The 12,766-nt window shown below is 61.2% G+C and carries 15 protein-coding genes; 2 read left to right on the forward strand and 13 right to left on the reverse strand.

Features of this window, described 5'->3' with window-relative positions; translation table 11 throughout:
* The first annotated feature begins 164 nt into the window (after positions 1 to 164).
* Positions 165 to 1,205: a thymidylate synthase gene (locus DL237_RS09855; RefSeq protein WP_158585611.1), complete on the forward strand. Its 1,041-nt coding sequence runs from the start codon at positions 165 to 167 to the stop codon at positions 1,203 to 1,205.
* A gap of 10 nt (positions 1,206 to 1,215) precedes the next feature.
* Positions 1,216 to 2,154 (forward strand): alpha-glutamyl/putrescinyl thymine pyrophosphorylase clade 3 protein, encoded by a 939-nt coding sequence (locus tag DL237_RS20470; protein WP_147405327.1) that lies wholly within the window; start codon positions 1,216 to 1,218, stop codon positions 2,152 to 2,154.
* Here DL237_RS20470 and DL237_RS09865 read toward each other — a convergent pair.
* From DL237_RS09865 to DL237_RS09925, 13 genes are all read right to left on the reverse strand, one after another.
* Positions 2,133 to 3,257, reverse strand: a complete 1,125-nt coding sequence (locus DL237_RS09865) for an ImmA/IrrE family metallo-endopeptidase (protein WP_119398884.1) — start codon at positions 3,255 to 3,257, stop codon at positions 2,133 to 2,135. The genes DL237_RS20470 and DL237_RS09865 overlap by 22 nt on opposite strands.
* On the reverse strand, positions 3,257 to 3,580 hold the full coding sequence (locus DL237_RS09870; RefSeq protein WP_158585612.1) for a hypothetical protein: 324 nt from the start codon (positions 3,578 to 3,580) through the stop codon (positions 3,257 to 3,259). Before DL237_RS09870 ends, DL237_RS09865 begins: the two co-directional genes overlap by 1 nt.
* 564 nt (positions 3,581 to 4,144) lie before the next feature.
* Positions 4,145 to 4,327, reverse strand: a complete 183-nt coding sequence (locus DL237_RS09875; RefSeq protein WP_119398886.1) for a hypothetical protein — start codon at positions 4,325 to 4,327, stop codon at positions 4,145 to 4,147.
* Positions 4,324 to 4,551 carry a hypothetical protein gene (locus DL237_RS09880; RefSeq protein WP_119398887.1) on the reverse strand — a complete coding sequence of 76 codons (228 nt, stop codon included), beginning with the start codon at positions 4,549 to 4,551 and terminating at the stop codon, positions 4,324 to 4,326. The genes DL237_RS09875 and DL237_RS09880 overlap by 4 nt, the downstream gene beginning before the upstream one ends.
* Positions 4,548 to 4,757 carry a hypothetical protein gene (locus DL237_RS09885; protein ID WP_119398888.1) on the reverse strand — a complete coding sequence of 70 codons (210 nt, stop codon included), beginning with the start codon at positions 4,755 to 4,757 and terminating at the stop codon, positions 4,548 to 4,550. The genes DL237_RS09880 and DL237_RS09885 overlap by 4 nt, the downstream gene beginning before the upstream one ends.
* A gap of 30 nt (positions 4,758 to 4,787) precedes the next feature.
* Complete coding sequence (locus tag DL237_RS09890; RefSeq protein WP_119398889.1) at positions 4,788 to 5,450, reverse strand: glycoside hydrolase family 108 protein; 663 nt, start codon at positions 5,448 to 5,450, stop codon at positions 4,788 to 4,790.
* Between the two features lie 74 nt (positions 5,451 to 5,524).
* On the reverse strand, positions 5,525 to 5,836 hold the full coding sequence (locus DL237_RS09895) for a hypothetical protein (protein ID WP_147405331.1): 312 nt from the start codon (positions 5,834 to 5,836) through the stop codon (positions 5,525 to 5,527).
* A gap of 53 nt (positions 5,837 to 5,889) precedes the next feature.
* Positions 5,890 to 6,315 carry a hypothetical protein gene (locus DL237_RS09900; protein ID WP_119398891.1) on the reverse strand — a complete coding sequence of 142 codons (426 nt, stop codon included), beginning with the start codon at positions 6,313 to 6,315 and terminating at the stop codon, positions 5,890 to 5,892.
* Positions 6,312 to 7,547, reverse strand: coding sequence for a phage head spike fiber domain-containing protein (locus DL237_RS09905; RefSeq protein ID WP_119398892.1), 1,236 nt, complete (start codon positions 7,545 to 7,547; stop codon positions 6,312 to 6,314). Before DL237_RS09905 ends, DL237_RS09900 begins: the two co-directional genes overlap by 4 nt.
* Positions 7,547 to 7,804 (reverse strand): spike base protein, RCAP_Rcc01079 family, encoded by a 258-nt coding sequence (locus DL237_RS09910; RefSeq protein ID WP_119398893.1) that lies wholly within the window; start codon positions 7,802 to 7,804, stop codon positions 7,547 to 7,549. The genes DL237_RS09905 and DL237_RS09910 overlap by 1 nt, the downstream gene beginning before the upstream one ends.
* Before the next feature lie 100 nt (positions 7,805 to 7,904).
* Complete coding sequence (locus DL237_RS09915) at positions 7,905 to 8,522, reverse strand: hypothetical protein (RefSeq protein ID WP_119398894.1); 618 nt, start codon at positions 8,520 to 8,522, stop codon at positions 7,905 to 7,907.
* On the reverse strand, positions 8,522 to 9,475 hold the full coding sequence (locus DL237_RS09920; RefSeq protein WP_119398895.1) for a hypothetical protein: 954 nt from the start codon (positions 9,473 to 9,475) through the stop codon (positions 8,522 to 8,524). The genes DL237_RS09915 and DL237_RS09920 overlap by 1 nt, the downstream gene beginning before the upstream one ends.
* Positions 9,476 to 9,478: 3 nt before the next feature.
* Positions 9,479 to 12,766 (reverse strand): phage tail length tape measure family protein, encoded by a 3,288-nt coding sequence (locus DL237_RS09925; RefSeq protein ID WP_119398896.1) that lies wholly within the window; start codon positions 12,764 to 12,766, stop codon positions 9,479 to 9,481.

Here is a 12,766-nt window from a genome sequence, read left to right on the forward strand (position 1 = left end):
CGGAGAGCAGAAGTTCGCTGCAATGCAGCCGAAAGACTGGATGTTTCACCAAAGCGGACATTTAGGCTTCCTCTTGAAAGCGTATCGTAGAAAGCAGATACTCAATCGACAGATGAGGTTGAGCGATAGTGTTTCATGCGAGTGAGGATAGTCTAGACGACCTATTGAGGGCCGTTTTCAAGCAGCTGCTCACAGGGCGCGGGAATTTTGAAGTCGAATCCAGCAAAGGTAGAAGCACTGAGGTCTTCGGTGCGCTCTTAGAGCTCAAGAACCCGCGCGCGCGACTAAGCAGATCGTTTTCGAAAGCTAAAGCCTTTAGTCCACTTGGCGAGTTGTTTTGGTACTTGGCGGGCAGCGATAGCGTCGATTTCATCAAACACTACATCCCCAACTATCCAAAACTGATAAAAGACGAAGTTACTGCAAATGGGGCCTACGGACCGCGAATATTCGGAAAAGGGGCACTAGAAAAGCGTGACGAAGTTAGCGAGTGGGATCGGGTGATCCGTACTTTGCGTGAGCGAGAGGGCTCGCGCAACGCAATAATACAGATTTACGCTAACTCCGATGCTAGGCCCGAGAACGGCGACAAGCCTTGTACCTGCACCATTCAATTTGCGGTTAGGAATGGGCAGTTGTTGATGCACACGCATATGCGGTCCAATGACGCATTCTTCGGCCTCCCGCACGACATTTTCACTTTTACTATGCTTCAGGAGGTTGCGGCTCGTGAACTTGGGTTTGGGCTGGGTAAGTATACCCATTCTGTGACAAGCCTACACTTGTACCATGACTATGCGGCAACTGAGGGTCGCCCAGCGAACACTTCAACATCTGGCGCCAAAGCGTACTACAGGGAGGGTTTCCATGATTTCTCGCCAATGCCTGAAATGCCATCAGGAGACCCATGGCCGAGCATAGAAAAGGTAAAAATGGCAGAGCAAGAAATCCGATCTGGCAACATCGAGTACATCGCTCCAACAGACCTTGATCCGTACTGGCGCGACTTCATTGAGCTTTTCAGAATCCACAAAATATTTGAGGAAATGAAGAAGCGCGGAGATGGCCTTAGAACCGAGAGGCCCGAGCTGCGCAGAGTTGTGAAGGTCATGAAAGAAACTTCACCGACCTATCGGATCTACATCCTCGGTAGGCTCGAAAGAAAACAATCCCCCGTTAGGGATCTATTTGAGAATGTAAGTTGAGAGGTGGGTCATGAACGGTGTCCACAAAGACAGAATAGACGAGTTCCTCGGAAAGATTGGCCAGATTGACGCGCAATTTGGCCCACTCCCCAGTATTGCAACAGCCCAGCGGAGACGTTGCTGGGCGCAACAAATCGTGTCCAGCCTACGTCGAATTTCATATACAGACACGTTGTTGATGCGTAGAGTGAATGCGGCGAGGTGTGATCCGCATTCCGGTATTTTCGACCCGGTACGAGGGGCGCTTCACTTTCAGAGAAGCGGACAACTCGATGAAGCGGTCTGGTTAACTTTCGTCCTCACCCATTTTGGAAAACACGCGGTAGATGAATGGAAGCTGGCTGCAAATGTCTATGGTTCGTTTAGCGTGGGACCAGTTTGGACGTTCGCACAGTATACTGCAGACCGTGCAGGGTTCGAGAACATGTTGGCCGCAAACTCTGGCCGGTTGGCGGACGCCAACATTTCGGGTAGTTTTTCTAACCACCGCAAATTTCAGAGCAAGAAACATCAAGCCATAGCGAAGACGTTTCGCACGTACTATGAGTGGCAGACTGAGTTCGGCGGATTTCGTGATCGAATGATCGCGACACATGCAAGTTTCGGTCAGGAACCCGAAGCGGCTTTCGATGCTCTCTACAAGTCCATGAAGGGGGTTTTTGGCTTCGGTGGAGGACGCCTCGGAAGGTTCGATTTCCTTACGATGCTCGGCAAACTTCAGCTTGCTCCGATTACACCAGGCAGCGTCTACTTGGATAAGGCAACAGGACCTCTTGCAGGGGCACGGCTTCTGTTTTTCGGTGATCGCGACCATCACATTACCGGTAGAGCCTTGGAGCCTCACGTTGATGCCTTGGACGGGGTTCTTGGCGTGGGAAAACAGGTGATCGAAGACAGCCTTTGCAATTGGCAAAAAAGCCCTGATGTTTACGAGTATTTCCGAGGTTGAGAAGGGACCGGCAGTTTAGTGCTCCCTTCCCATTTGTAACGGCGCTTTAGATCATTAAATTGGTGGGGCTGGAGCGCCCCAGCTTTTTGAAGCTGTCCGACAATAATTCCCGGTGTGACCCCGGCTTTTCGAGCGATTCTCCGTACATGAGGACGGGTCGGCATTGCGTTTAACATCTCATCTCGCAAGTCAGCCGAAACAAGCGTATCTTGAGCGAAAATGTCAGCTTCGCCTTCGAATACAGACGCTCCTAGCGGTGACGGATCAGCGCCATCCACCGAAATGTGGTCAGTGCCATGCAGAACCACGTGTGCGGCCTCGTGGAAAAAAGTGAACCAAAAATGGTCTTCACTTAAATAGCGAAAGCTTAGCAAGATAATCGGGTTGCCGTTTGGGGATGTCCAAGTGGCACCGCTTGCTCTACAACCTTTCGGGGCCTTCGAGCTTACCAGGCCAACACCTTCCTCAGCGCAAGCTTGCTGCAGTTTTGGAAAGAATAACTCCGGGCGCTTGAGCGCACATAGCTTCTTCAACTCAGTCAGACGTTTCTTGAAATTGCTCGCGGAAAACTTCGCCAAGGTCAGGTTTTCAGCTTGCATCTCTCCGATACGCAGCCAGGCCAAAGTCGCCATCTCGTCGGCCTCAAAGGCAAAAGATGTTCGAAATGCAACTTGGCCTATCCCAGCGGAGTACCGCTGGTTCCAACCGCTGATGCTATCGCATCCAAAAAAGTTCAGGATGTCCTCGGATAGACGCTCACCGCGAGAGCCTTTCGGCAGCCAACCGAGTTCTCGGAGGGCTCGAACTGGAAACGACTGCCCCCACCTAGACAACTCTTCGGTTGGCGCAGAACCTGCAAGCCGCGCTCTATCTCCCAGAAACTGGTTATAGCGTTCAATCCAGAACTGGCGTGATGCACCAAGCTCCGAAGATAGGGCGTCTGCGATTTCTTCGGAAATCACAACGCGCCCTTCCATTATTCCAGAAAACAAGTCTTCTTCGAACCCGATGCGTTCGGCCAAATCGTGAATTGATTTTTTTCCAGCCGCAGCCAGCCTTGCGATTGTGTCGCCCGGTGGGGAAGCCCAGTTTGGTTCAAACATCAAGCAAACACCTCCCCTTCAATTACGATAGCTTTCAGGTGGATTCGATGAGCATCTTTCCACGCTTCGTCTCCAACGCCGGATGCAGCTATCACCGTCTTCAGTGTGCAGCCAGTGGATACGAACCAGTCCAGCTCAAAGGTGCCTTCTACTTTCGTCGCCGAAAGCGGTCCCATAGGTACGTCACCGGCAAAGAACGCCGCCCTGAAATCCGCCACCAAACCAATGAACGCCTGACCGTCCTCACTTCCGAGGTGACGGTAGGCTTTCTTGCGTTCTGTTGCCAAGTCCCTCATGAGCTTGCTCGAAAAAGTCGGTTCCAAGGATCCAGCATCCCAAAAGTTGCACAAAATGGAGCCTTGGAAGGCACGTCGCTTACAATATCTTCCCAGCAGTCATACATGCAGCGGGTGTAGCGGGCGTGGTCGCGAAAGTCACTAGCGAACTGTCGTGCGGATAGGACCCGCTGGCAACATCTGCCACACTGATCTGTTTGGGAACGATGCGCAGAGTGGCTCAATGCCGATGCTGACCAAGGAAAGGGGCTCGATGCGCGAGCGCCTCCGGATGTACCTGATGGACTATCAGCTCTATGCGGGCCTCTTCAGTTGCAGGGCGTGCCGCGCTTCCTTCTCGGCGGCTGTATCCTTCACCCTGTACAAGGCGCGCGAGGTTTCTGCGCCGTCGCCAATTCTGGGTAATGCTGCGCAGTGTCTATACGACTGCTATAGAGGAGCTGGAGCGCAGCATTATGATCCTCCGCGAAGGTCAGCTCTGGGCCGGTCGTGTCGTTCAGCCACGATAAGGCTCTGCCGATCAGCGCACCCGCTCCCTGTGTATTCGGAGCGTGTCGTCAAGTTAGGCGGGGCGTTTCCGCCCCGCTCAAGCTACCGGCAAGCGCCGGTCATGGCTGCATCGGTGACAGCAACCCAAGCGCCGAGGGACGTGTCGGGCAGCGGGCGGGGCATATGGCTGCGCTCGGCGCCATAGGTCTGGCATCCGGCCCCGCTCGGGATCTCCGGCGCACAGGCGGCAAGCGCCAGAACGATCAGCACCGCACCGCACCTCATTTCCAAGCCTCATCATTCTGGCGTGCGATCTGTTCGGGCGACTGATCGGAGCGCAGAGCGTCGGCTGCTGCCGCCCTGCCCCGATCCGCCCGGTGATCTGCCTCGCGCGCCTGGTCGAGCCGCGCCGAGCGGCGGCCGCCCCGGCGCGCGGCGACCACGGCCGCCATCACCAGGGCCACGCCCGCCACCAGCTTCAGCCAGATCCGCGACAGCAGCGCGCTCATGTCGTGCCGCCCTTCTTCTTCACGATGCGACTGGCGGCAAAGGTGCCACCAAAGACCGACAGCCCCGCCAGCACCTCGACCAGCGGTTCGATCTGAATGGTCAGCGTCCCGGCCTCGGGATTGAACGTCGCCCATCCCTGCCCGGCCACGAAGGCCCCGCCGAGGTAAAGCGCCATGCGAATGAACAGGCCAATGCTTCCAGCCATGTGAGTGTCTCCTTTCTGAAGGTGTTGAGATCAGGCGACGGCGCGCACGCCGAACAGCTGCGCCAGGAACGCGGCAAGGGGCGAGCGATCCGCCGGGCGGGCTTTGGCCGGGGCGCTTTGCATCGGCGCCGGGATGATCACGGCCGCGCGCGCCAGACGGGTCGCACGATCAAGTACGCCGCAGTCATCGGCTTGCGCGCCCGCGTTCTTGCCGATGACCCGCACCGACCAGCCCGCGCCGAAGGTGCGCCAGGTCCGCAGCCCACGCAGGAAGCGCATGCGCCGGGCACAGAGCGCGGCAATCACCGCCTCGACGTCGGCGCCATTGGCGGCCGCCAGCGTCTGCGCGCCGACAATCCCGTCGACCGAGACCCCCAGCACCCGCTGCAGCTCCCTGGCCGCGTGCCCCACGCCGGAGTTCACCGCGTAGTCGCCAACGCAGTAATCAAGCCCAGTAGGCAGCAGATCCGCCCCCACCTTGTCGAGGTATTGGTGCGCGATGATCGCCTCGGCCTCGGCCTTCGGGATCCCGCGCACCGGGCGCAGACGCTGGCCGTGCATCCGGTTCCAGGCATCAAAGGTGCCTTGGGTGATGCCGCGATCCGTCGCGCCGCCAGGATCGTCGGGATGATGCACATAGCCCCCCTCCGACAGGCCGATCCAGGATTGGATAAGCTGATAGTTCTTCCGCATTTCTGTCTCCTTCAAAGCAAAAGGCCCCGGAGTTTCCGGGGCCTTGGGTCAGGGTGTTGCGCGGGCGGGGTGTATCAGGGCGGTCGGTCCAGGAGCGTCGCTGCCGCCGCGACCAGACAGCCCGCGATCAGCCAGATCGCCTTGTCGAGCGCGCGAAAGAAGATCCCGCGTCCGATGCTGAGACGTTCCAGCAGCACCACTTTCTCCGTGAGGATCGCCTGATCGTGCTCATGCTTGCGGGCCAGCAGGCCCTGGTCCCGGTCATAGCGCTCCATCCGCTTGAACAGCGTCACCAGCTGTTCCTGCATCCGGGCCTGCTGGACCACCACGTCAGACAGCTTGTCGAGCGTCTGTTCGATCCGTTCCAGCCTCTGCTGATCTGACATGCACATGCCCCCAAGTGTCTGCTGAGTGTCTGCCCCCCTGCCCCGAACGGCTGTCAGGCAATGCCGGGGCGCATGAGTGTGGCCTGCACGGTGAGGCTTGAACCATCCTCCCCGCTGGATTGATACGCGGGCCGCGCGGCGACCTCGGTATAGGCCTGCCAATCGTCAGGTCGGGACTGCACGTCGGCATAGACCGCATCTACCGTATCGAGACCCGTGTAGGGCGCGCGGCCGAGGACCCGAACACCTTCAAGTGTTTCCCATGCGGGCACCTCATCTTCCCGCAAGTGAACGTAGCAGATGAAGGCCTCGCCGCCTGGCTGGTAGACAGCGGGCGTTCGCGCAAGACCGACGACCCGCGGTGTTTCGAACCCGTTTTCGTCGCTGGGAAGGGCCACGTATTGGGGCATGGAAGAGAGGAGACCCGCGAGGAAGGTGGCTTCGTTTTCGCCGCGCACGAGAGCTGCTGTGAGGGTCATTGGGCAGTCCTCGCCTTCATGGCTTCAACTGGCACGGAGGCAGGATAAAGACCAAGCCCCAAGACGCTCGTGTTCCGGACAGATAACTGACCGGGGAACGCATCTGCAATCCGCAGCGTGGTGGGAGCTGCGTATCCTGACGGGACGTTGGCGTCCCATAGGGTGCCGTTGAGGACGAGCGACAGGTTGCCCGGAGAGAAGCGGCACGCTATCGAATACTCTGCGGGTAGGCTATAAGGGCTGACAGCAGAAGCGTAGCCCCCACTATAGAACTGACGTGCTTGAGTGCTGGAGCCAGATAGCACCGTAATGAGACGGTTGACCTCTTCGGACCCTCCGTCGAGCTCGAACAACCTGTCACCCGAGAGTAATTCACCCCACAAGAGCCCGTCCAGAACGAGCCAAAGCCCATCGTCCAGGTCAAACTCGGATATGTCTGAGAGCGGGTGGTCACCGGCGCGAGTAACTGCCCCACTGGTCGTGTCGATGTAAGAGGACGCCGCGTTGTTTTCTTCCAGCTGGGCACCCCACACCGCCACCGAACCGTAGGAAGCTGGAACTCCGATGAACGATCTGTGTGGGTAAACACGCACGTTCTCGCATCCCTCGGGTACTACAAAGGTGCACGCCACGCGTGCCCACCCGTTAGCCAACGTCTGCGTTACGTATGCGTCAGATACAACGGGATGGACAATGAAGGACGCGTCGGTGTTGTTGTACACAGCCAGATAGTTGATCGAAGTCCCTTTCTTGACGTAGTAGCTGAACGTAAGGGTCGTCCCAGCTACCACAGACAGGGATTGTTGATACAGGATGCCGGTGGAAGACCCGGTTACATTCAGGCTATCCGCCAGTGTAACGCCATCAGGGGAGACAACCGAATTAGGGGTCACGGTCATGCCGTTAGCCTTTTCCCATATATCGTTGGTGTAGTCCTTAGAGTACAGCACAGTGTTGGTAGCGGTATTCTCGACCAAAAGGCGGCGCTTTCCAGTCCGCCAGTCGAACCTGGGCTCGTTGATAGGAGCTGTACCTACAGTCAAATCCTCGGCCACGTACCGAGCAGCCCCGGCTCGCGTGAACGAGAGGTTCTTGAACTGCGTGACCGGCTGTCCGTTACGAGCATATCGTCCATTCTCGAAGTCGGCGTACCACAAGGGGGCCACGCCGTTGATGGCGCCAAACCCGTTTCGCAGCGCGGTCATCCCGAAGTTATTCGCGGCGAAGAGCATCAGACCCATCCCACGACAGTGGCAGTCGTGCCCGTGGCCTCGATGCCGACCGGCGAGAAGTAGATCGTTTCACAGGCGAGCACGGTCAGTGTGACCACAACGCCATTAATGTCGCGCATCGAGAGATCGCCCCCCGTCAGCACGCGGAGCATGCGAGGCCGGTCCGGGAGATCAACGCCGTCTGCAGGCACGATCAGGAAGTGCTGTTGCGCCGGGCTTTCGAGACCGCGCGCATAGGTGCGATACTGGTCAGTCATGGGGGCACCCGCGAGGGGTCGAGGCCCGCATGCAGAGGGCAAAGGTGTCGGACATGGAGATCTCCTGGTTTGGTCAGTGACGTGGGGGGCGGATCGCGCGTCAGGCGGCTTCCAGTGCGGCGATCCGATCTGTCAGGGCGATGATCGCGGCATTGAGATCGGCCATCGTGGGCCGATCTGTGCGGTACCAGAGGCCGGCACTGCCCTGCCCGCCCCAGCCGGGGATCCAGATGTGGACCCCGGAGCGCGGGACCAGCACCCCGTTATAACCGGTCGGGGTTGCCTGGTTCTTGGTACCGACCGCAGCGGGTCCGACCTCGAAGGCCTGGTAGATGAAGGCGCCGACCTCATAGACCAGTCCGCTCGCACCATCGTCCCATTGCTCGACATACCCGGCGACCCGCTGCGCATTTTCGCTGGCGGCGACGGAGATGTCTCGCGCCGCTTCCGCCGCCACCCGCGCGGCAACGGCGATCCCCTTTGAGGAATCTGCACCCTGCCGGGCAAACTGGGCGGCACCGCTGGCCTCATTTGTCTGCGTCAGCGTCGCGGACATCTCCCCCAGGGCAGCAGCAATCTCGGTGGCCATCGCTGCCAGCTGCGGCGCGCCGGTGGCGGTGAACCACTCGAACAGCGCCTGGGCGCGCGGTGAGAAGGTCGCCGGGTCACCCTCGGAGGGTAGCAGTCCCTCAAAGGGGGTAAACTCGGGAACGGGCATCAGGCCACTCCTGTGATGGTGAAGGAATATTCGTACTCATCCGGCAGATCCTCGCCCCACTTGACGGGCCCGAGGATGCCGAACTGCACGCTGGAGGCGCGCGTGGGGGAGCCGATGGCGGCCACCAGAGACCCGGAGTTGCGGTCCAGCTCGGGCTTGATCTGATCCCAGAGGGCTTTCGAGGCGACGACGCGATAATCCATCTCGACCCGCGTCGGCCCCTTGGCCAGCGTCAGACTGCCATAGTCGTTGAAGCTGTAGCGGCTACCGCTGATCGAGCGTCCTTCGGTGCTGCCCACCTGCGCCGCGCCAATCGAGAGGCTGGCGCCCAGGAACAGCTCGCCCAAACTCACCCGACTGCCCCGCAGCGCCACGATCACGCGGCGTGTCGTACCCGGAATATCCAGCACCACCAGCTTGTCGGAATAGGCCCCGAAGGGGGTGGAGAACCAGGCCCACCAGTCCCGCACCTGCCGACCGGACAAGTTGGTGTCCCGGTCCAGCAGCACCTTGTCGTTGATGTCGAGACAGATCAGCCGGGCGCTGCTGGCCCGCACCCCGAACAGGATCAGCGTATCGACCCCCGACAGCCCCGGCATGTCGAGGATGATCGGTGCACTCGCCGGATCAATCCCGAAGCTGGGATCGAGCCAGGGCACCTCGGCGTCGGGTTCCTCGAAGGCCACCGTGGCATTGCTCAGCACCCCGTCGAAGCAGGCAAAGGCGTTGGTGTAGCGATCAAACACCCAGCGTGCCGCCACCACCGACTGATCCTCGACCAGCGGATCGAGGCCGAGGTTGTCCGGGATCGCCGACTGATAGATCCGGTGATCGCGCACCACCCGCGCGTTGAGCGGATAGGTCACGCCCGCAGCCCACGCCGGGGCATCCTCCTCGGGGATCGAACAGCGCACCTGCCCCAGGTCCGGAGCAAACTTGCGTGAGATGAACATGGCTCAGAACTCCCTTTCAACAGGCATGCCGATTGTTTCCCAGCCCTCGATCAGATCGACCAGGCGGCGCAGGGCGTTGGTTTGCGCGGTGTCGCCCTCACTCAGCCGTCCGAGGCTGGCGGCCAGCGTCACACCGGCGTCGCCTGCCGCATGCACATCCGCCGCATAGCCGCGCGCCTCGGCAATCGAGGCGATCCGGGCGTCGAACTCCGAGGCGTAGTAGCTGCCGAGGTCATATCCGCCGGAGAGATCCGGCAGCCCCACCTCGGCCAGATCGGACACGCCGCCCTTCACCTTGACGAAGAGGTCCGAGAGCGACAGCAGCGCGGCATAGGTCTTGCGCCCCGCCTCGGTCATCAGATCCTGCCCGGTCACCAGGTCGCGGAACTGACGCGCCGTCTGCGGTACCGCCAGCCCGAGGGCGCCAAGACGCCGCCCCAGCTCCTCGCTGGCCATGCCGAGCTGCTCGCTTTCCGAGTAGAAGGTGTTGGTGAAGCTGGCGATCTGGCCCGACAGGCTGGAGAGGCCGCCCGCCGCGTTGATCAGCTCATCGGACGCCCAGACCATGGCCTGCGCCGTGCCTGCAAAGCCCTGTCCCAGCGGCGTCAGCATCGCGCTCACATCCGCGAAGGCCGACCACAGGCCCCTGGTCCCGGCATCGAACTCCAGGAACTGATCAGAGAGCGCCAGCAGGGTGGCATAGGTCTTCTGGCCCGCCGTGGTCATCAGGTCCTGCCCGGTGACCAGGTTGCGGAACTCTTCCGTGGTCTTCGGCACCGCCAGCCCAAGCTCGGCGAACTGGCCATGCACCGAGGCGCTGACCATGCGGAAGCGCTCGGCGTCGGTGTAAAAGCCCTGCGTGAAGCTGGAGATCCGGCTTGCCAGCGTGTCGATGCCGCCCGCGATATCGGCCAGGGCATCCGCTGACAGGGCCATGTTCTGCAGCGTGCCGACAAAGCTGTGCCCGATGGGATCCAGCAGGGTCTTCAGCGTGGCAAAGTTCTGCAGGGCATCATAGCCAACCCCGGCAAAGGCCTGCGTGACCGTGTCGGCATAGCCCGCGAACCACGCCTCGACCTTGGCCTGCACCTCGGCCTCCGACATCCCCTTCGTGTCGATCTGGTCCAGGGCGACATCGACCCCGGCCACCATGGATGTGGTGACGCCCGTGCCCGCCAACTTGAAGGCCTGGGCGACCGAGGCCTGCACCTCGCCCAGCTGATCGTCAAGCATGGCCTGCGTCGCCGCGTCAAAGCCCGCGAGGCTGGTCGAGGTGCGTTTCTTCAGACCCCACCAGCTGCTCTTGCGGGTGGTCTCGAAGGTGCCGCCCGCCAGACCGCCGCCCTGCACGCCAAGCTGCAGGCCGGAGCCGATCAGCTTCCTGGAGGAAAAGCTCTTGATCAGCCCGATCCCGGCGGTCACCGCGCCGATGATCGGCATGGCGGCCGAGAGCGCGCTGCCGATCCCCGCCATCGACAGGCCACCGGCGAGTTCCGAGGTAACCGCGCCGAAGGCCGACGACAGGCCGCCGGTGATCGCGCCGATGCCCGCACCATCCTTGCCAAGCGAGGCCTGAAGCAGATCACCGAAGCCTTGCGAAGCGGCATTGCCCACGCCGGACTTGAGATCCCCGAGCGCCCCGGCAATGTCACCGGAGGCGAAGGAGGCCATGGTGCCCTGCACCGCCCGACCGAGATCGGTAACCTCCTCCTTCAAGTCCTTGATCGGGCTTTTGCCATTGCGGCCCAAGGTGCTGAGGTTCCTGTCGAGGTCGGAGACCGCATCGCCGCTCTCTTCCAGTGCCTTCGTCACGCCGACCGTGGCCGCCTCGACCTCCCCGGCCCCCGCCTCGCCGGTCTTGGAGGTTTCGGCCAGTGCCGCCTTCAGGGCGGCCACCGACTTGAGCGGTGCCTTGATACCCTCCGCCAGCTTGGCGTTCTCGGCCTGCATGTTGCCGATGCTGCCCTGCAGCTCGTCAATCGCTGCCTGCGTGGCATAGACCTTTGCGCCTGCCGAGATCGCGGCATTGCCGACCGCGAGGTAGGCGTCATCCATGAACGGCACATCGCGCAGCTGGTCTTTGATCCCATGCAGGAAATCAGCCCATTTTGTCTGCACCGCCACCAGCATCTTCAGCGCGCCGATCTCGATGGTCTGCCAGATCTCCGCCATGCGGTTCTGCAGGATCTGTCCCGCGTCAGCGATGCGCGCGAAGGCTTCCGAGGCGACATCCTTGGCCAGGGCCAGCGCCGTGCCAAAGCCGCCAACGCGCTCCATCGCGCCCTTCAGCTTTACCCCGACATAGACGGCACCGGCGGCCAGTGCCGCAAAGCCTCCGACCATCAGACCGATAGGCGAGGCAATGGCGACCACCACGGGCAAGAGTGCCGAGGCCGCCGCCGCCATGCCGCCGAGCGCCAGCAGCGCCGGGCCGAGGCTGGCCGCCACCGCGCCGCCGATCACCACGAAGCGTTTCGTCTCCGGCGACAACCCCTGGAACGCGACGGCCATGTCGGAAACGCGCCCGGCGATGTCCGCCGCCACCGGCAGGACAATCGCCCCGACCTGTTCCATGGCATCGCCGATATCCATCATCGCGGCCTGGATCTGTCCCGAGGGCAGATCACGCAGCGCCTGCGCCTGACCGGCGTATTGCTGGCGCAGCGCCTCCAGGATCTTTTCCTGCGCGCCCGAGACATCCCCCAGCTCGACCATCGTCTTGATGGTGGCCTTCTGCTGCTCCGAGAAGGACACGCCGACCCGACTCAGCGCCGACAGGCCTTTCACCGGATCGTTCAACGCCTTGCCCAGCATGATCGCCGAGCTTTGCAGGTCCTGCCCAAGCGCCGCCGACATGTCGAGCGCCGCCTGCTGCGCCCCGACGAAGACCTCGCCGGTGACATTGCCGAAGGTCAGCATGGTGGAGGTCACGCGGCCGAGGATATCCTCATCGCCGAACAGCGACGTGCCCTGCAGCCCGCTCGCCATGCTCTGCAACTGCTCGGAGGTGAAGCCCGCCGTCTGGCCCATCGAGGCCAGCGCCGCATCGACCTGTGCCACCGCATTGGCCTGCACCCCCTGCAGGTTCATCGACTGCTTGGCAATCGCCACCAGCGGCGCCGTCAGCCCGAGCGACATCCGCCCGCCAATCTTGCCGAAGTCCTTCGCCAGCCCGGAGAAGTCCTTTTGCATGCGGCGCATGCTCAGCGTCGCCTCGGATGCCCCCTTGTGGAACTGCGCCGAGTTCATGCCGAGATCGACGCGCAGCGCGCCGATGATGCCCTTGAACAT

It is taken from the genome of Pseudooceanicola sediminis (genome assembly GCF_003575965.1).
Lineage (GTDB): Bacteria > Pseudomonadota > Alphaproteobacteria > Rhodobacterales > Rhodobacteraceae > Pseudooceanicola > Pseudooceanicola sediminis.